This window comes from Neisseria sp. CCUG12390, from assembly GCF_047837985.1.
Classification (GTDB): domain Bacteria; phylum Pseudomonadota; class Gammaproteobacteria; order Burkholderiales; family Neisseriaceae; genus Neisseria.
Genome location: NZ_CP181244.1, coordinates 1763202 through 1782298 on the forward strand (window position 1 = coordinate 1763202; position 19097 = coordinate 1782298).

At 54.0% G+C, this 19097-nt stretch carries 20 protein-coding genes and 1 riboswitch; of the genes, 6 read left to right on the top strand and 14 right to left on the bottom strand.

Features of this window, described 5'->3' with window-relative positions; translation table 11 throughout:
- Positions 1–28: 28 nt before the first annotated feature.
- The 3 genes from thiC to rfaE1 all read right to left on the bottom strand — a co-directional run bounded on the left by thiC (position 29) and on the right by rfaE1 (position 4483).
- A complete protein-coding gene (gene thiC / locus ACM67E_RS08255) occupies positions 29–1903 on the bottom strand; it encodes a phosphomethylpyrimidine synthase ThiC (protein ID WP_416190979.1) in 1875 nt (624 codons plus the stop codon).
- 101 nt (positions 1904–2004) lie between these two features.
- Positions 2005–2099, bottom strand: a riboswitch (TPP riboswitch).
- A 127-nt stretch (positions 2100–2226) separates the two neighbouring features.
- Positions 2227–3231, bottom strand: a complete 1005-nt coding sequence (rfaD, locus tag ACM67E_RS08260; protein ID WP_416190980.1) for an ADP-glyceromanno-heptose 6-epimerase — start codon at positions 3229–3231, stop codon at positions 2227–2229.
- 289 nt (positions 3232–3520) lie between these two features.
- Entirely contained in the window at positions 3521–4483 is a 963-nt protein-coding gene (gene rfaE1 / locus ACM67E_RS08265) for a D-glycero-beta-D-manno-heptose-7-phosphate kinase (protein ID WP_416190981.1), read from the bottom strand.
- A 772-nt stretch (positions 4484–5255) separates the two neighbouring features.
- Here rfaE1 and ACM67E_RS08270 point away from each other — a divergent pair.
- Positions 5256–5648: an META domain-containing protein gene (locus ACM67E_RS08270; protein ID WP_416190982.1), complete on the top strand. Its 393-nt coding sequence runs from the start codon at positions 5256–5258 to the stop codon at positions 5646–5648.
- A gap of 194 nt (positions 5649–5842) precedes the next feature.
- Here ACM67E_RS08270 and pyrF read toward each other — a convergent pair whose 3' ends face one another.
- From pyrF to ACM67E_RS08305, 7 genes are all read right to left on the bottom strand, one after another.
- The gene (gene pyrF, locus ACM67E_RS08275; RefSeq protein ID WP_416190983.1) at positions 5843–6580 is read right to left on the bottom strand and encodes an orotidine-5'-phosphate decarboxylase; all 738 of its coding nucleotides are present in this window, start codon (positions 6578–6580) and stop codon (positions 5843–5845) included.
- Positions 6581–6725: 145 nt separating this feature from the next.
- A complete protein-coding gene (adk, locus tag ACM67E_RS08280) occupies positions 6726–7373 on the bottom strand; it encodes an adenylate kinase (protein WP_416190984.1) in 648 nt (215 codons plus the stop codon).
- 116 nt (positions 7374–7489) lie between these two features.
- Entirely contained in the window at positions 7490–8242 is a 753-nt protein-coding gene (kdsB, locus tag ACM67E_RS08285; RefSeq protein WP_416190985.1) for a 3-deoxy-manno-octulosonate cytidylyltransferase, read from the bottom strand.
- Positions 8239–8421 carry a Trm112 family protein gene (locus ACM67E_RS08290; protein ID WP_416190986.1) on the bottom strand — a complete coding sequence of 61 codons (183 nt, stop codon included), beginning with the start codon at positions 8419–8421 and terminating at the stop codon, positions 8239–8241. Before ACM67E_RS08290 ends, kdsB begins: the two co-directional genes overlap by 4 nt.
- Positions 8422–8439: 18 nt before the next feature.
- A complete protein-coding gene (locus ACM67E_RS08295) occupies positions 8440–9042 on the bottom strand; it encodes a DUF2059 domain-containing protein (RefSeq protein WP_416190987.1) in 603 nt (200 codons plus the stop codon).
- A gap of 24 nt (positions 9043–9066) precedes the next feature.
- Positions 9067–10083, bottom strand: coding sequence for a tetraacyldisaccharide 4'-kinase (gene lpxK / locus ACM67E_RS08300; protein WP_416190988.1), 1017 nt, complete (start codon positions 10081–10083; stop codon positions 9067–9069).
- An 11-nt stretch (positions 10084–10094) separates the two neighbouring features.
- Complete coding sequence (locus tag ACM67E_RS08305) at positions 10095–11252, bottom strand: PIN domain-containing protein (protein WP_416190989.1); 1158 nt, start codon at positions 11250–11252, stop codon at positions 10095–10097.
- A gap of 148 nt (positions 11253–11400) precedes the next feature.
- On the opposite strand from ACM67E_RS08305, the gene xseA reads away from it, so the two are divergent.
- The 3 genes from xseA to ACM67E_RS08320 all read left to right on the top strand — a co-directional run bounded on the left by xseA (position 11401) and on the right by ACM67E_RS08320 (position 14429).
- A complete protein-coding gene (xseA, locus tag ACM67E_RS08310) occupies positions 11401–12756 on the top strand; it encodes an exodeoxyribonuclease VII large subunit (protein WP_416190990.1) in 1356 nt (451 codons plus the stop codon).
- Positions 12757–12863: 107 nt separating this feature from the next.
- Positions 12864–13616: a CDP-diacylglycerol--serine O-phosphatidyltransferase gene (pssA, locus tag ACM67E_RS08315; RefSeq protein ID WP_416190991.1), complete on the top strand. Its 753-nt coding sequence runs from the start codon at positions 12864–12866 to the stop codon at positions 13614–13616.
- 6 nt (positions 13617–13622) lie between these two features.
- Positions 13623–14429 (top strand): sulfite exporter TauE/SafE family protein, encoded by an 807-nt coding sequence (locus ACM67E_RS08320; protein WP_416190992.1) that lies wholly within the window; start codon positions 13623–13625, stop codon positions 14427–14429.
- 109 nt (positions 14430–14538) lie between these two features.
- Here ACM67E_RS08320 and ACM67E_RS08325 read toward each other — a convergent pair whose 3' ends face one another.
- Positions 14539–15207 carry a sulfite exporter TauE/SafE family protein gene (locus tag ACM67E_RS08325; protein WP_416190993.1) on the bottom strand — a complete coding sequence of 223 codons (669 nt, stop codon included), beginning with the start codon at positions 15205–15207 and terminating at the stop codon, positions 14539–14541.
- Positions 15208–15461: 254 nt separating this feature from the next.
- On the opposite strand from ACM67E_RS08325, the gene lysM reads away from it, so the two are divergent.
- Positions 15462–15938: a peptidoglycan-binding protein LysM gene (gene lysM / locus ACM67E_RS08330; protein WP_416190994.1), complete on the top strand. Its 477-nt coding sequence runs from the start codon at positions 15462–15464 to the stop codon at positions 15936–15938.
- Between the two features lie 161 nt (positions 15939–16099).
- Entirely contained in the window at positions 16100–16906 is an 807-nt protein-coding gene (locus ACM67E_RS08335) for an integrase core domain-containing protein (RefSeq protein WP_416190995.1), read from the top strand.
- Positions 16907–16929: 23 nt separating this feature from the next.
- Here ACM67E_RS08335 and ACM67E_RS08340 read toward each other — a convergent pair whose 3' ends face one another.
- Genes ACM67E_RS08340 through ACM67E_RS08350 form a run of 3 tightly spaced genes read right to left on the bottom strand, consistent with a single transcriptional unit; the run spans position 16930 to position 19058 of the window.
- A complete protein-coding gene (locus ACM67E_RS08340; protein ID WP_416190996.1) occupies positions 16930–17706 on the bottom strand; it encodes a TatD family hydrolase in 777 nt (258 codons plus the stop codon).
- 14 nt (positions 17707–17720) lie between these two features.
- On the bottom strand, positions 17721–18071 hold the full coding sequence (locus ACM67E_RS08345; protein ID WP_416190997.1) for a PilZ domain-containing protein: 351 nt from the start codon (positions 18069–18071) through the stop codon (positions 17721–17723).
- Positions 18072–18080: 9 nt separating this feature from the next.
- Positions 18081–19058, bottom strand: coding sequence for a DNA polymerase III subunit delta' (locus ACM67E_RS08350; protein ID WP_416190998.1), 978 nt, complete (start codon positions 19056–19058; stop codon positions 18081–18083).
- Between the last annotated feature and the right edge of the window lie 39 nt (positions 19059–19097).

Here is a 19097-nt window from a genome sequence, read left to right on the forward strand (position 1 = left end):
CTGTTTTTTCACTATCCTGCGGTCAAACTCAACTGTATATTTCCGCCCCTTTCTTCAAAAACTCTACCGCTTTTTCCTGTATACCCTGTTGCGCGGCGGCGTAGTCGCGCACTTCCTGCGTGATTTTCATCGAGCAGAATTTCGGCCCGCACATCGAGCAGAAATGCGCGATTTTCGCACCTTCGGCCGGCAGGGTTGCGTCGTGATAGCTTTCAGCGCGTTCGGGGTCGAGGCTTAAGCGGAACTGGTCGCGCCAGCGGAATTCGAAGCGCGCCTTACTCAAGGCATTGTCGCGCACTTGCGCACCCGGCCAGCCTTTGGCCAAATCGGCGGCGTGGGCGGCGAGTTTGTAGGTGATGATGCCGGTGCGCACGTCTTCTTTGTCGGGCAAACCCAAATGCTCCTTAGGGGTTACGTAACACAGCATGGCCGTGCCGTACCAGCCGATATTGGCCGCGCCGATGCCTGAAGTAATGTGGTCGTAGGCCGGCGCGATGTCGGTAACGAGTGGCCCCAAGGTATAAAACGGTGCTTCAAAACAATGCTGCAATTCTTCGGTCATGTTTTGCTTCACCCTTTGCAGCGGCACATGGCCGGGGCCTTCGATCATTACCTGCACATCATGCTCCCACGCCTTAGCAGTGAGTTCGCCCAACGTATGCAGCTCGCCGAACTGTGCCGCGTCGTTGGAATCGGCGATACAGCCCGGGCGCAAGCCGTCGCCCAAACTGAACGACACGTCATAAGCCTTCATGATTTCGCAGATTTCGTCGAAATGCGTGTACAGGAAGTTTTCTTTGTGATGTGCCAAACACCACTTCGCCATAATCGAACCGCCACGCGATACAATGCCGGTCAGCCGCTCGGCGGTCAGCGGCACATAGCGCAGCAGCACGCCCGCATGTATCGTGAAATAGTCCACGCCCTGCTCGGCCTGCTCGATGAGCGTGTCGCGGAACAGTTCCCACGTTAAATCTTCGGCGATGCCGCCCGTTTTTTCCAAAGCCTGATAAATCGGTACGGTGCCGATGGGTACGGGCGCGTTGCGGATAATCCATTCGCGTGTTTCGTGGATGTGCGCACCGGTGGACAAATCCATGATGGTGTCCGCACCCCAGCGCAACGCCCACACCATTTTTTCCACTTCTTCGGTGAGGCTGGACGTTACCGCCGAATTGCCCAGATTGCCGTTGATTTTCACGCGGAAATTGCGGCCGATAATCATCGGTTCGAGTTCGGGATGGTTGATGTTGGCCGGAATGATGGCGCGGCCGGCAGCGATTTCTTGGCGCACGAATTCAGGCGTGATTTGATCGGGGTGGGTCGGCAGGTTTGCGCCGAACGGTTCGCCTGCGTGCTGCTTGATGAGTTTGGCGTATTCAGGCCGTCTGAAAAGCTCGTCCATCTTCATGCGCTCGCGGATGGCGACAAACTCCATCTCGGGCGTGATGATGCCTTGGCGCGCGTAGTGCATCTGGGTTACGTTTTTCCCCGCTTTGGCACGGCGCGGCTGCGTGATTTGGTTGAAACGCAGATGGGCGGTTTTCGGATCGTGTGCACGCTCTTTGCCGTATTCGCTCGACAGGCCGCTTAAAATTTCCGTGTCGCCGCGCTCGTCCAGCCACGCGCTGCGGATGTGCGGCAAGCCCTGTTTCAAATCGATGTTTGCGGTGGGATCGCCGTAGGCGCCGCTGGTGTCGTACACCGGAATCGGCGGGTTCGGCTCGCGGCCGCGGTCGGTCAGCGTGTCGTCTTGGCGGATTTCGCGCAACGGTACGCGGATGTCGGCACGGCTGCCGGTCAGGTAAACTTTGTCGGAATTCGGATAGGCAAACTGAATGCCCAAATCATGGGAAAGCCGGTCGAGTTGGGCGGCTTCATTGCCGTCGGATTTGAGTGCCATAAAAAGTGCTCCTGTTTCTCGTTTATCGGAATAAAACGAAACAGGAGCGGCGTTTGGTGGTTTCAGACGGCCTCACTCATCGAGTAAGGCCGTCTGAAAAATAAAAACTCGCTGAAACTCCCCACGCAGGTATTATCCTGATCGGGTGTAAGGGTAATTCTCAGCCGCGCATGGCGCAGCACCCCTGTTTCGGTCAGCAGAAATTAAATCACAAATGTCAAAAGTTGTAAATCATGATTGGATTGAACGCATTAAATAACGCTACAAATGGAAAACAGGCCGTCTGAAAGTTTTTCAGACGGCCTGCCAAGCCTTGATTCGGCTTAAACCAAATTCTCCAGCATCCACTTCACATAGCGGCTCACGCCCTCTTTCACGTCGTAGAATTCCCCTGTGTAGCCCGCTTCGCGCAGTTTGGTCATATCGGCTTGGGTAAAGCTCTGATATTTGCCTTTGAGCGCGTCGGGGAACGGAATATAGCGGATCAGTTCTTCCTTCACCAATTCTTCCAAACTCATTTCCGGCTTACCCTCCGCCGCGCGGCAGGCATTCACGGTCGCTGCGGCCAGATCGTTAAACTGCTGGCTGCGGCCTGTGCCGAGATTGAAAATGCCCGACAACTGCGGATTGTCGAAGAAAAACAGGTTCACTTTCGCCACGTCTTCCACGCTGACGAAATCGCGCGTCTGCTCGCCGTTGCCGTAGCCCTCGTTCGCGCCGAACAGGTTCACATAACCGTTTTCACGGTATTGGTTGAAATGGTGGAACGCCACCGAAGCCATGCGGCCTTTGTGCTGCTCCATTTGGCCGTAAACATTGAAATAGCGGAAACCGACCACCTGCGCGGTCAGCCCCTCTTCCATGCGGCGGCGCAATACTTGGTCGAACAGGAATTTGGAATAGCCGTACACATTGAGCGGTTTTTCCAATTCGCGCTCTTCGCGGAAAACCTCGCCCTTGCCGTACACCGCCGCGCTGGAGGCATAAAGCAGCGGAATGCGCTCGTCCTGACACCAGTCGAGCAAATCGAGCGTGTATTGGTAGTTGTTGTCCATCATATACAGGCCGTTGTGTTCCATCGTGTTGGAACACGCGCCTTCGTGGAATACCGCTTCGATGTCGTCGTAAGGCAGCGCATGTTCGCGCACCTGGCGGATGAATTCGTGTTTGTCGAGATAATGGCTGATTTCGCATTCGGCCAGATTCTTGAATTTCTCGCCTCGCGTGAGATTGTCCACCGCCACGATGTCGGTGATGCCGCGCTGGTTCAACGCCTTGACGATGTTGCTGCCGATAAAGCCGGCCGCGCCGGTTACGATGATGGTCATAAGATTTCCTTTGTTTGATTGTTTTCAGACGGCCTTCGGTTCAGGCCGTCTGAAAATGAAATATCCGACGGTTTGCTGTTCTGCCGGCAAGAGTAGATTGGGTTATAAACCCAACACATTCAACATACCTGATACTGTGTCGGTCATGAATCAAAATGTTGGGTTGGCAACCCAACCTACCCACTGAACCTGCCGAACAATGTGGGCAACAAGTGCCCACCCTACCCGTGTTTAACTTTTTCAGACGGCCTGCCCTATCAGGCCGTCTGAAAAATAAATACTCAAACGCTTACTGTTCTGCCAGCGCGTTTTCCAATTCTTTGAACGAACACACCGCCGTGCCCAGCTTGGCCACCACCACGCCGGCGGCGGTATTGGCCAAGTGCATGGCTTCGGGCATGGTAAAACCGGCGGCCATGGCCAAGCCCATACCGGCAATCACGGTATCGCCCGCGCCGGAAACGTCGTACACTTCCTGCGCACGCGTCGGCTGGTACACCGCTTCGCCGTCGTTGAACAGCGTCATGCCCTCTTCGCTGCGCGTCAGCAAAATGGCAGTCAATTCCAAATGGCGGCGCAGGTTTTGCGCTTTTTCGGTCAGGTCGTCTTCGTTTTTCCAACTACCGACCACTTCCTTCAACTCGCTGCGGTTGGGCGTAATCAGCGTCGCACCGGCGTATTTTTCGTAATCGTCGCCCTTCGGGTCAATCAACACGGCTTTGCCGGCCTGCTTCGCCCAGTCAATCATGTCGGCAATGTGGGTCAGCCCCCCTTTGCCGTAATCGGAAAAAATCACCGCATCGTAATCGGGCAATACTTCCTGATAACGCGTTTTTACCTGTTCCAACACTTCATGATGCGGATTTTCTTCGAAATCCAAGCGGATAAGCTGCTGGTTGCGCGCCACTACGCGCAGTTTGACCGTAGTGGCGATTTGAGCGTCGCGCATCAGATAGGATTCCACACCGTCCTGCCGCATCAGCGCGTCGAGCGCATCGGCTGCTTCGTCATTGCCCGTTACCGACAACAGCCCTGCCTTACCGCCCAAAGACGCAATGTTGCGCGCCACATTGGCCGCACCGCCCGCGCGTTGGTCGATTTGGTTGATTTTCGCCACGGGCACGGGGGCTTCCGGCGAAATGCGCGATACGTCACCGAACCAATAACGGTCGAGCATCACATCGCCCACCACCAACACACGCGCTTGGGCAAAACGCTGCTGTAAATCTGCCGCTTGGAATTTTTTTATCATATTGAATTCCTGATTTAAGTATGCTTTTTGATTGCGTGAACCGGTTTTCGCGTTCACTCTGGTATGCGTATTCTTTTATAAATTCAAAGGCTTTATCGGGCTTTCAACCCAACCCCGCCTTCAAGCCTGCTGCCGAATTGATGACAGGCTTTCACTTTTCGTTTAGCAATCATATTTTCAGACGGCCTGAATTTGTAGATACTATCTTCCCAGTCAAGCCTAACTTATAAAAAACTCACACAGAAGCGGTAGGGTGGGCATTCATGCCCACCAAAATACTTTAAAAACCATCGGCTGCCGTAAATCCAAAGATTACGTGGGCAGCAAGTGCCTACCCTACGGTTTTAGGTTTTCAGACGGCCGGTGAAATTTCGGCAACCCCGTAGGTTGGGTCAAGACCCAACAATCTATTAAATTCAACGGTTTTGTCGGGTTTTCAACCCGGCCGCTTGGCTGAAAATGGATTTACGCTGCGACAGCGGTATAATAGAAGCGTTTTCAAGGATTTACCTGTTTGATATTCCTGCCCGACGGGGTTAAAAATACAGTTGCCGGTTCAAGGCCGTCTGAAAACGCCGATGCACTGGCTCAACCCCCAGACCGTAGCCGATGCCGTCTAAAAAGCGGCGGATTTACAGCCCATCCTACCAACATCAGCACCGCAATTCGGGCATCCATTTCCGCCATCCCCGTATTCGGGGAGCAAAGAAAACGAAAAACGCCCGAAGCGTCCGAAACGTTTGCACCAACCCGACAACCGAAAGGAAAAACCATGAAAGCCCCTACCCTCCTGTCCGTCCTCCTCCTTGCCGCCTGCGCCGCCACGCCGCCCGAAAACCTCGTCGGCACATGGCAGGTACAGGAAGCCGACACCGCCGCCCTGCCCCCGCAGGTCAAACTCGAACTGCGCGCCGACGGCCGCTTCATTACCTCCGGCGGCTGCAACAATCTGGTCGGCCAATACCGCACCAGCAGCGGCCGCCTGACCTTTTCCGACGCCGCCAGCACCCTGATGGCCTGCCTCGACGAACAGCTGACGGACACCGACGCCCGACTCGGCGCAGCCGTCGGCCAAGCCCGCACCTACCGCATCAGCGGCACACAGATGGAATGGCTCGACGGAAACGGCAAAACCGTGCTCAAAGCTCAAAAAACCGCCCCGTAACCCGCGGCAGGCATTTTCAGACGAATCATTGCTGCCTTTAAGCCTGCCGCCGGATTCATGACGGCCATCCGTTTTTTGTTTGGCAATGATATTTTCAGACGGCCTGAATTTATAGGTTGGGTAAAGACCCAACAATCTATTAAATTCAACAGCTTTGTTGGATTTTCAATCCATCCCTTAAGGCCGTCTGAAAATCATTCCGCCGGATTCGCCGCGCGGTTCACTTCGCGTAATACCGCAATCGGATCGGCGGCTTGCGTAACCGGCCGCCCCATCACCAGATAAGTCGAACCGGCCGCCAACGCTTCAGACGGGGTCATGATGCGGCGTTGGTCGTCTTTGTTGCCGGCCACGTCCAAGCGGATACCGGGGGTCACCAGCACGAAATCTCCGCCCAATTCGCGGCGCAGCGGCGCGGCTTCCAAGGGTGAGCAGACTACGCCGTCCAAGCCCGAACTTTGGGCGAGTTTCGCCAAACGCAAAACCTGCTGTTCCGGCTCGATGTCGAGGCCGATTTCCGCCATGTCGCTTTGTTCCATGCTGGTCAGCACGGTAACGCCGATGAGCAGCGGCTTGTGCGCATGGTTGGCCACGGCTTCGGCTGCGGCTTCCATCATGCGACGGCCGCCCGAAGTGTGCATATCGACCATCCACACGCCCATATCGGCCGCTACGCGACAGGCTTGGGCGACGGTGTTGGGAATGTCGTGGTATTTCAAATCGAGAAACAGCTTGAAGCCCTGATTAATCAGGTTTTCGGCCAAAGAACGCCCCGTCGCGGTAAACAGCTCCTTGCCGATTTTAAGTTGGCACAGACCAGGGTCAAGCGTGCGCACGAAGTTCAGCGTGGATTTTTCGTCGGCAAAATCCAAAGCCACAATCACGGGGGTGCGCTGCTGCGTATTTTGGAAATCGGTAATGAAGGGATTCATGGGGATTCCTGTAAGATTTTCAGACGGCCCGTCCATTCGGGCCGCAATCGTTATGCCCGATTTTAACAGTTTTTCCAAACAAACAGGCCGTCTGAAAATATTTTTTCAGACGGCCTCATGATTTCAAACCATCAAACAGACAAACTTATTTGCCCAACGCGGCCAAGACTTCCGCTTTCACGGCTTCGACGGCTTGCGTACCGTCAACCTTGATGTATTTCGGCGCGTGTTCGCCTTCGAGTTTGCTGTAAAAGCCGACCAGCACTTCAGTCTGCTCGTGATAAACGTCAAGGCGTTTTTTCACGGTTTCTTCTTTGTCGTCGTCGCGCTGAATTAAATCTTCGCCGGTAACGTCGTCTTTGCCGTCCACTTTGGGCGGATTATAGGTAACGTGGTAGGTACGGCCTGACGGCAGATGCACGCGGCGGCCGCTCATTCGGTCGACAATCACGCTGTCGGGTACGTCGATTTCGACAACCGCGTCCAAATCCACGCCAGCTTCCACCATTGCTTCGGCCTGTGCCAGCGTGCGCGGAAAGCCGTCGAACAGGAAACCGTCTTTGCAGTCGTCTTGGGCGATGCGCTCTTTGACCATGCCGATAATGATGTCGTCGCGCACCAAACCGCCTTCGTCGATGATTTTCTTGGCCTCCAAGCCCAGCGGCGTACCGGCCTTAATCGCCGCGCGCAACATGTCGCCGGTAGAGATTTGCGGAATGCCGAAAGCGGCGGTAATGAATTGCGCCTGCGTGCCTTTGCCCGCGCCGGGCGCGCCCAACAGTAATACTTTCATGGTGTGTCCTCTGTTTGTGTTAACAATTTTACATGTCTTATCATAATACTTTACAGGCCGTCTGAAAAGGCCGACAGGTTTTCAGACGGCCTGATGCCGCATTTTTTATCGGAAAATCAAGCTCCAAAAACTTGCAGCACACGTGCCAAATCTTCGGGCGTATCCACGCCTGCGGCCGGGGCATTTTCCGTGATTTCCACGGCAATCGGGAAACCGTGCCACAACACGCGCAGTTGTTCCAACGATTCGGCGGTTTCCAGCGGCGATACGCTCATTTCGGCGTAGCGTTGCAGGAAGCCGGCGCGGTAGGCATAAATCCCGATGTGGCGCAGCGCGGTTTCGGGCACGCTCTGCTCACCTTGGAGCATCACATCGCGCGGATACGGCATCGGCGAACGGCTGAAATAAAGCGCATTGCGGTTTTTATCCAGCACCACTTTCACCGCGTTCGGATTCATAAATTCGTCAAAATCGCGGATTTGGTGGGCAGCGGTCGCCATCTGCACATTGTTTTCCACCAGCACTTCCGCCGTGCGGTTGATGAGTTCGGGGTCAATCAGCGGCTCGTCGCCCTGCACGTTGACCACAATCAGATGCTGCGGCAGCTTCAGGATTTTCACCGCTTCGGCCAGACGGGTGCTGCCGCTTTCGTGCGTATCGGCGGTCATCACCACCTCTACGCCGTGCGCTTCGCAGGCCGTCTGAATATCGGCATGGTCGGTCGCCACCACCACGCGCGCGGCGCGGCTTTTGGCGGCCTGCTCCGCCACGCGCACCACCATAGGCTTGCCGTGAATATCGGCCAAAGCCTTGCCCGGCAGACGCGAAGACAACAAACGCGCCGGAATCAACACCACAAATTCGGTCATGCGTGCAATTCCTCTTCGGTCAGTTCACGCGCTTCCGTTTGCAGCATGTAGGGAATGCCGTCTCGAATCGGATAAGCCAGTTTCGCTTGGCGGCTCCACAATTCCTGCTTGTCCTGATGATATTCGAGTTTGCCTTTGGTAACGGGGCAGACCAAGATGTCTAAGAATTTTTTTTCCATGTTTTTGCTTTCTTTCGGTTATTTTTTCGTGCGGCCTGCTTTGGCGCACCGGTCTTTGCCGCATATTGCCTGATTGATTTCACGCGTCATCTGCGGCCCGTGTTTTTTCATCACGGATTCCGTTTTCGGTGCCATCACCTGCACCATCGGCACGGTAATGGCCTCCATATACTGCGGCATTTTCTCCATCACCGAACGGCCTTCCGGCGTTTGGTAAAAACGGATCAGCGCATCGACTTCGCGCTGCGTATATACTTTCGCCGCGCCCTCAAGCGATACACGGCGCAATTCGCCGCGCAATTCGGGCGTATTGAATTCCTGACTGATGATATTCATATACTTCTGCAAAACCTGATTGACGGCCTGACGGCGGTCTTCGGGTATGCCCTGCGCCGTATTGACACTCTGCGCCAACGCAGCCTGCGGCATTTGGCGGAAGGCATCGTCCAGCGTTTTGTCGAAATTCTGCAAGTCGAACAACTGCTCCAAAGAGGCACGGCTCGGCGCCTGACGGTCGGAAGAAACATCCGCCCCGGCTTTCGGGGATTCGGCGATGGAAGAACAGCCGCCCAAAGCAGCCGCGGCAAGCAACGCCATACCGGCAAATTGATAATTTTTCATCGTCATTCTCCTTCAATACGGACATTAAATTTTCAGACGGCCCGATACAAATTCCGCCAAATCAGGTTCGATTATCGCACAAATGGGCAGCACCCACACATGATTTAAAGCATCCGAACCGAGGCCGTCTGAAAGTTTCACCGCGTCTTTTTCCGTAACGAACACAAAATCCGCCTGCGGCAAATCCTGCGGCGTGATGTCGGCATGGTCGGGCAATGCTGCGGTTTCATGCAATTCGATACCCAAGCCGCGCAAGGAATCAAAAAAACGCTCCGGCTTGGCGATTCCTGCCGCAGCGGCGGCACGGCGGTTTTTCAGACGGCCTGAATCCAGTTTTTCAGACGGCCGGTTCAAACGGTAAATCGCTCCGGTTTCGACACGGCTGGAAAACATATTTTCAGACGGCCTGAACGCCGGATTACCGCCGCCGCTGACCACCACCGCATCCACCGAACCCAAGCGCGACAAAGGCTCGCGCAAGCCGCCGTTGGGCAGCAAATCCAAATCGTTCCGCGCCGTGTCTGCCGACGGGAACACCGCAATTTCCACATCGCGCTGCAACGCATAATGCTGCAGACCGTCGTCGGCCACAATGACCTGCACTTCGGGATAAGCCGCCAGCAAAGCCCGCCCTGCTTCGACCCGACTGCTGCCGACTGCCGTAGGCGCACCCGTTTGGCGATAAAGCAGCAAAGGCTCGTCGCCCGCCTGGGCAGCGGTACTGGCCGCGTTCAACACATGCACGCCCTTTTGCGCACGTCCATAACCGCGGCTGATGATGCCCACGTTCACACCGCGCTTTTGCAGCCCCGACACCAGTGCGGACACAACCGGCGTTTTGCCCGCTCCGCCCGCATGGATATTGCCCACAACGACCACCGGCACAGGCAGCTTCCCACTTTTCAGACGGCCCGACAAAAAATCACGCCGACGCTTGGCCGCGATCCGTGCAAACACGCAGGAAAACGGCTTCAGCAGCAGAGTGAGCCACGGCTTGGGACGTTGCCAATGCTGTTCGATGATTTGGTGGAGCTTGGGCATTCAGACGGCCTTTATTTTTTATAGGTAACTTTACCTGTATCACTAACGGTAAATTTCTTTTTATCAATCAAAACCTGAATCAGTTTTTCGATTTGCTTATCGCTTAATTTCAAAGCGGATTTGAAGGAATTGCTGAGGGCTTTTTGGGTTGACGGTTTGTTTTTTGCACATTTATTAAAAAACGCCGTTACTGCCTGCATGATTTTTATGTCTTCTTCTTTGCTGACAATAACATCCCTGTCATCACCCTCATCTACAACAAAAGGAGCATATTCAATTTTACTGTTTTTAATGCGCAAAATTTGCTCACGTCCGCAATATGCAAGAATATCAGCTGCAAGTGTGTCATCCATATCCAAACATAAATTTTGGGCTTGAGAACACAATACATTTTTTGCACTCTCCAAGGTCTTGGCCTTGGAAGCAATTAATCTCGTTACAAACCTGTCCAGAATTTCTTGGCTGGATACCGCATACTCAAGATTAAATGTCCCTTGAATCTGCCTGATAAAACCTTTTTCTTTCAATTTTGCAACGACCAACCCAATAATTTCTTGACGCTGTTTGATTGCAAAGGGCTGTAATTCAGTTTTGAGCAAACCTTTTAAACGCGTTTCAAAATTAGTTAGCACGGTTGGTTTATGCGATGTAGGATTTATCAAGTCTCTTAAAATTACACGCGCACAATTAGAAATAAAAACATTTTCTTTATGTGGTTCTTTTTCTTCTTTTTTCTCAGATCCAACTTTTTCAGACGGCCTTTCTGCCTCCAAATCCTTTTCCAACAATTCGGCCTCATTTTTACGTGCATCTTCCAACACCGCCAAGCGTACAATGCCCTTGCAATGGCCGACATCTTCCAAATGCTCGACCAACACATCAAATCCGCCGTCGCGTGACAAAATACAAATCAAGGCTTCATTGTCCTGCTCGGTGATTTTGCCCAAATAATAGGCCAGATAAAAATCCAGCGCGTTTTTACCTGTTTTGGCCACACGCACGAAATGAACGTTTTTCCCAAAACGGCACAAGACTTCGCAAAGCTCTACCGATAAGGTTTTCTGCTGCAATTTCCCCAAAAACAGCCAAATATGGCAACTCTCGTCCAATCCGTTAAGCTGCTCGGCTTCAGGTTGAACGTTTTCAAAATCAATCAAAATGTGTTTCATGTTATCCCCGTAAATTTTGTATTTTTAATGTTCATTACTATAGCATTGAATCCCTGTCCCACAAAGGCCGTCTGAAAACATAGCTTCCCTCCCGCCAAAACCTTTATAATCCCGATTCCTACCAATCTGCTACTTGTCCTTTGAAACCATGTCCGATTTATTTACCGCCTCTTCCCTGTCCGTTTCCGAACTCAACGCGCTGGCGAAAAACCTGCTGGAAGACCATCTTTCCGGCCTGTGGGTTGCGGGCGAGGTGTCGAATCTGACGCGGGCGGCGAGCGGGCATTATTATTTTTCGCTCAAAGACAGCCGTGCTCAGGTGCGTTGCGCGATGTTTAAGGGCGCGGCTTCGCGGTTGAGCCAGCCTTTAAAAGAAGGCGACCATATCGAGGTCAGCGGCAAAATCAGTATTTACGAGGCGCGCGGCGAGTTTCAGATTACGGTCAACGAAGTGCGCATGGTCGGTTTGGGGCGGCTTTACGAGGCTTACGAGAAGCTGAAGGCGAAGTTGCAGCTTGAGGGCGTGTTTGATGCGGAACGCAAAAAGCCGCTGCCTGCCCATCCGCGCGTCATCGGGATTGTCACCAGTTTGGCGGCGGCGGCCTTGCGCGATGTGGTCTCGACGCTGAAACGCCGTGCGCCGGAAATTCCGGTCATTATTTATCCGACGGCGGTACAGGGGGCGGGCAGCGAATTGCAGATTGCGCAGGCGGTTCAGACGGCCTCGGAGCGGGCGGAATGCGATGTGCTGATTGTGTGCCGCGGCGGGGGCAGCATTGAGGATTTGTGGGCGTTTAACGAAGAGCCGGTGGTGCGGGCGATTGAGCGGTGCACGATTCCGGTGGTCAGCGGCGTGGGACACGAAACGGATTTCACGTTGACGGATTTTGCGGCGGACGTGCGCGCGCCGACACCGACGGGCGCGGCGGAACTGGTCAGCCCCAACCGTTTGGAATCGCTGCACAAATTGGCGCAGGCGCAAGGCCGTCTGAAAACGGTGTTGCAGCAGCGTTATTATGATGCGAGCCAAAAGGTGGACTGGCTCTCGCGCCAAATCCGCCATCCGCGCCAAAAGCTGGACGAGCAGCGGCTTCAGGTTCAGGGCTTGGCGCAGCAGTTGCGCTTTGCCGCGCAGCAGAACCACCGTTTCAATGCGCAGCAGTTGTCGCGCCAGATTCAGGCCTTGCGGCACTTGCGTCCCGATACCGTACAACCCGGGCGTGAGGTGGCGCAGTTTCAGACGGCCTTGGTGCAGTCGTTCGACATTCTGCTGAAGCAACGCCGCCAGACTTTGGAAAAACAGTCCGCGCTGCTGGAGGCCGTGTCGCCGCAGCATATTTTGGCGCGCGGTTTCTCGGTGGTGAAAAACAGCCGCGGTCAGGTGGTGCGGAGTGCCGCCGCGCTGAAACAGGGGCAGAAGCTGCACATCGTCTTTGCCGACGGCGAAACCGATGTGCGCGTTACCGGCGAAACGGCGCAGCCCGATTTGTTTGATTTTTCGTGATTTGATGGAAACTTGCGCGGCAACGGTTGCCATCCGCCCTAAAATCGGTATAAGGTATCAGTAGGTTATTTGATTAAAATACAGCTTTACGGACAAATATGGAAAACATGGACAATCAAAACCCGGTGCCGCCGCGTGCGTCGCTACGCCAGAACAGCATTTATCTTCTGCCCAATTCTTTCACGGTAGCGGCTCTGTTTTCTGCGTTTTTCGCCATCACCCAGGCCATGCACGGCCGCTACGAAACGGCGGCGATTGCGGTGTTTATCGCCATGCTGCTCGACGGTATGGACGGTCGCGTTGCCCGTCTGACCAATTCGCAAAGCGCGTTCGGCGAACAGCTCGACAGCTTGGCCGACATGGTCAGCTTCGGCGTCGCGCCCGCGCTGATTGCCTACAAATGGCAGCTTTGGCAGTTCGGCAAAATCGGCTATTCGGTGGCCTTTATCTATTGCGCCTGCGCCGCGCTGCGACTGGCTTTGTTCAACACGCTCATCGGCAAGGTGGACAAACGCTGGTTTATCGGCATTCCCAGCCCGACCGCAGCCGCGCTGATTGTCGGCCTGATTTGGGTCAACCACAGTATCGAACGCTTTCCCGGCGTGCATTGGTGGACTTTGGGCATCACCCTGTTTGCCGGTTTGTCGATGATCGTGCAGATTCCGTTTTGGAGCTTTAAGGAAATCAATATCCGCCGCAAAGTGCCGTTTATGGGCATGGTGCTGGCCGTATTGGTTTTGCTGCTGGTGACGTGGGAACCGTCGCTGGTTCTGTTCTTATTCTTCTTCGGCTACAGCCTGTCGGGCTATTTTTTGGCGGCGCGGCGTTGGTTGCGCAAACGCCGGAATAAAAACACTTGATTTTATATGGAAAATATTGATGTTATTCTCGCGCTGCTGGCTGGCGGCGGCGCGACCGGTTTCTTGGCGGGGCTTTTCGGCGTCGGCGGCGGCACGATTATCGTGCCGATTGTTTTGTGGGTATTGCAGCTTCAATACGGCGGCGAACACCCTTACGCCCAGCATTTGGCCATCGGTTCGTCGTTTGCGGTAATGGTGTTCACCACGCTCTCAAGCATGTATGCGCAACACAAAAAACAGGCCATCGATTGGCCGACCGTATGGCGCATGACCCCGGGGATGATTCTGGGCGTGTTGATCGGTGCGGCTTCCGCCAAATTCATTCCCACTTACGGCTTGCAGATTTTTTTCATCGTTTTCCTGACCGCCGTTGCGCTGCGCACCCTGATGAACAGCAAAACCGTCGCCTCGCGCCATCTGCCTGCCACGCCCGGCCTGACCGCCGTCGGCACCCTGTTCGGCACGGCGTCGAGCTGGGTCGGCATCGGCGGCGGTTCGCTGTCGGTTCCGTTTCTGCTCTATTGCAACATGCCGCCCCACCGCGCCGTCGGTACCTCCAGCGGTTTGGCCTGGCCGATTTCGGTAGCGGGGGCAATCGGTTATCTGGTTTCGGGCTGGTCGGTTGCCGGTTTGCCTGCCGGTTCACTGGGCTTTATCTACCTGCCGGCGGTATTGGTGCTGAGCATTGCCACCATGCTGTTTGCGCCGTTGGGCGTGAAAGCCGCCCACAAACTGCCTGCCGATAAATTGAAAAAGGCTTTCGGAATATTATTGCTGCTGATTGCGCTGCGTATGCTGTGGAAGTTGTTATAACCTGCAATGCTACTTTATCTTGATTGACAATGAAATCAAGGCCGTCTGAAAACTTTTGGCGAAACCCGCCACAATCGTTTTCAGACGGCCTTGAGGCCATTCAATACATTCACATCAAAAATACGGCCAAGCGCCACACCGCCCATGCCGCCACCAATAAACCTGCTACCAAGCGCACGGTTCGGTTTTGCAGAAAACTTTTCAACTGCGCGGCAAAAAATCCCATCGCCAGCAGATTCGGCAGCGTACCCAGCGCAAACGCCAGCATATACAGCCCGCCATGCCACGCACTGCCGCTGCCCAAAGCATACAGCGACGCGCTGTACACCAAGCCGCAGGGCAGCCAGCCCCACAACATGCCCACCGCGAAACACGCCGGAACCGAGCGGATGGGCAACAGCCTGTTCAGCCACGGATTCAGCCGTTTCCAAACCGGCCTGCCCAGCCCTTCGATTTTGGTTACCACGCTGGAAATACCCGCCAAATAAAGCCCCAGCAGCAGCAGCAGCGTATTGGCCGCGACATACAGAATATTTTGCAGCCCGCGCGTTTCGTCCAACGAAATACCGACCTGCCCCACCAAGCCCAAGATTAAGCCAATCAGCACATAGCTGCTCACGCGCCCCAAGTTCAGCAGAACAATCAGCCCTGCACGGTTCAGGTTCGGCGGCAGCTGCAACACAAACGCGCTGCTCAAACCGCCGCACATGCCCGCACAATGGCCGCCGCCGAAAAAGCCGAGCAGGAACAGGGTCAGGAAAGTGATTTCGTTGTTCATGATTAGGTTATGGATAAAATTTCAGATGGTTATTGTATCGTGAACTAAAACAAGAAAGGTACAAGGGGCAAGCCGCGGCCAACGAAGTAGATTTCTTATTTTAGTTCACTATCGCAATAATGCAAAACGGCTGCCCGAATTTGTAAAACAAAGTAATACAAACCTTCTTTGCTTGTGTTCCGGCGCATTTCATATAATGATTAACGGATTCGGGCGACCGGATTTTTCAACAACACATTTTAAGGAGTGGATTTATGGGTTTGTTCAGCTTTATCAAAAACGCAGGCGAAAAACTGTTCGGCAAAGACGAAGCCGAAGTAGCGGCGCAAGCAGCGGCCAACGTTGATGATTTGAATGCCAAAGCAGCGTCGGCCATCCAAACTTACATCGAAAAACAAAACTTGGGCCTGACCGGCTTAATCGTTGCGTTTGACGGCGCAACCGGCAAAGTAACCTTAAGCGGCTCCGCCCCTTCGCAAGAAGCGGCTGAAAAAGCGGTTTTGGCGGCAGGCAACGTAACCGGCGTATCCGATGTCGACAACAACCTGCAATTCCCTGCCGAAGCAGCGGCGCAATACCACGACGTGGTCAGCGGCGACACTTTGTCTGCCATCGCGAAAAAATACTACGGCGATGCCAACCAATACATGAAAATCTTTGAAGCCAACAAACCGATGTTGAGCCATCCCGACAAAATCTACGTCGGTCAAAAACTGCGCATTCCTGCGTAATGACTTGATTTCATGATTAAAGGCCGTCTGAAAAATTATTTTCAGACGGCCTTTTTATAAGATGGTTTCTGTTTGACCGTGTTGGAATAAAACCGTTTTCAGACGGCCTTATCTGTAAGAAAAGCTAGCGTTGTTTACAGTATTTGAAAGACAATACTGCCATGAACATCCACAAAAATACCCGACTTACACCGCACCAACGTCAAGCCGTTTGGCGCGCCTATACACAGGATAAAATTACCGTTACTTCACTTGCCCGGCAATACCAAGTCAGCAGAGTAACCATCTACCGTATCCTCAAAGCCGCACGGCTGCAGCTGCTCACACCGCAAAACAGTACCAACAACCGGTTCAAACAAGCAAAATACGGGATGAAACGTTTGGCTAAGGTTGAAAAAGCCATCGAAGAAAAGCTCAAAAAACAGGCTAAACGCTACAACAAATCCTATCCCGGCGAAATGGTGCATTTCGATACCAAACGGTTGCCGCGGCTGAAAAACCAAAGCGTTGCCGACCCGTTCGAATACCTGTTTGTCGCCATCGACGACTACTCCCGCGAACTGTACGCAGCCATCTTGCCCGACCGTACGGCTGCCAGTGCCGCCAAGTTTCTGTTGAGGGATGTGATTGACTGCTGCCCGTACACCGTCGAATGCGCATACTCGGATAACGGAGTGGAATACAAAGGCAATGCATCCCACCCGTTTGGCGCTGCCTGCTGCCGCAACAACATCGTGCAGAAGTTTACCCGTATTGCGCGTCCGCAGACCAACGGCAAAGCGGAACGGGTGATTCGGACGCTGATGGAGATGTGGCACGATAAGCAGACATTTGACGATGCGCAACACCGGCGCAGGGAATTGTGCCGCTTTGTGAATTTCTACAATACGGTCAAGCCGCACGGCAGCTTGAAAGGCAGGACGCCTTTTGAGACTTTGGAGGATTATTTTTCTCAACCTGTTGTGTAAACAACCCGGTTATTTCTTACACCTTATCCGACCCGGCGCGGCACTTTTTGAAACAACCGATAAAAGTTTTCCGTGGTATAAGAGGCCACCTCTTCCAGCGTTTCGCCGCGCAGTTGTGCAATAAATTCGGCGGTATGGCGTACATAAGACGGCTCGTTGCGCTTGCCGCGTTTGGGCACGGGCGCGAGAAACGGCGCATCGGTTTCGACCAGCATACGGTCGCGCGGCACATATTTGGCCGCTTCCTGAATCTGCGGCGCGTTTTTGAAGGTCACGATACCGGAAAACGAAATATACAGTCCCAAATCCAGCGCGCCTTTGGCAAAATCCACATCTTCGGTAAAACAGTGAATCACGCCCGAATTGACCTGACATTCTTTCAACATGCGCAGCGTGTCCGCCCCTGCGTCGCGCGTATGCACAATCACCGGCAAAGCAGTTTCGTTCGCCGCCTGAATATGGTCGGCAAAACGCTTGTGCTGCCAAGCTAAATCGCCTTTGCACCAGTAATAGTCCAAGCCGGTTTCGCCGATACCGACGACTTTGGGATGCTGCGCCTTTTCCACCATTTCCGCGACGGTAAATTCTTCCGCCTCTTCGCTGTCGGGATGCACGCCGACGGTGCAGAAAATCTGTTCATGCGCCTGCGCGATGGCAAAGACTTCGTCAAAACTCTGTTTGCTGACACTAATGGCCAGAGCCTGTCTGACTTCCTGCGCTGCCATGTTTGCCAGCACTTCAGGCAGACGGTCGCCCAAACCCTCAAAATTCAGATGGCAATGTGAATCAATAAGTTGCATAAAATCAAACCGGATTACAGCGTAAAAGTAGCGCGGTCGCTGCGCAAGGCATTGCCCAATTCGCCTTCGATAATGGCTTTGGTCTGCAGGCAGTTTTCATGCGATGAAAACGCCAAACCGACACCTTTGGGACGGTTGGCCGAGGTACGCGCCGGATTAATCCATGCGACTTTCGTGGGCAGGAAAAGCTTGGGGTGATCCATAATCTCAACGGCAAGCAGGATGTCTTCGCCCAACGAAAACACGTCGTCGGTCGGGACAAATAAACCGCCGTACTCCATAAAAGGCATGTAGCAGTTGTAAATCGTGGTTTTTTCTTGCAGTTTCAGAGCCATCATCTTGGCGGGAATTTCTTTATTGTTCATCGTAAGACCTTATTTATTTTGCCAAAAATTAAGATATTCAATCAGGAGGGATTCGAGCTGCATTTTAACGCTCAAGGTGTGGTGGCCGTAGGGGGCAAGCGCGTTCAGACGGCCTGTGAGCGCAAACAGTTTGAGCGCGTCGGTTTGGGCGGCCACTTGCGCCGATTGCGCCGCAAAATCGGGGTAATACAGCGGCGGCATGTTTTGCTGCGCCAAGCCGATATCAATCAGCCATTTCTGCAAACAGTCGATAACGACGGCCAGCGGCTGCTTTTGCCTGTCGAACGCAGCGGCATAATCCAGCATCACCAACAGGCGCGGCGCGGCCAGAATGTCCAGCAGCTCATCGCGCATGTCGTCCAGCTCCGGCGCGGCCTCGAAAAGCGGCGCGCCGCTGTGGAAAGCCAATAACGAAGCGGCGTTGTCCACCCCCTGCCCTTGCAGATAGGCCAAAGCCTCTTCTCTGCCCGGCGCGGTCAACACCATTTGGCGGCAGCGGCTTTTGATGGTGGGCAGCAATTTGTCGCGTGCGTGCGTAACCAACAGAAAAACCACATGCTGCGGCGGCTCTTCCAAAGCCTTGAGCAAGCCGTTGGCCGCCTGAATATTCATGCTTTCCGCCGGATGCACCAACACCACGCGCCTGCCGCCGCGCACGGTGGTCAGGTAAATGTTATCGACGATTTCGCGCACGGCATCGATTTTAATCTGCAACAGTTTGCGCCCGACTGCCTCGCCCTCGGGAATTTCGGGGGTAAGTTCGTAAAAATCGGGATGGCTGTTTTGCGAAAACAGATGGCACGAAGCGCATTCGCCGCAGGGCTGACGGTTTTCAGACGGCCTTTCGCACAGCAAGGCCTGCGCGACAAAACGGGCAAAGGCGATTTTGCCGGTGTTTTCCTTACCGGTAAACAGCCACGCATTCGGCTGGTTCTGCCAATGTTCGGCAAGCTGCCGCCACGCTTGCTGGTGCCACGGATAAATCATGCGCTTGAAATCAGGTTGGAAAAAAGGGTTATTATACAG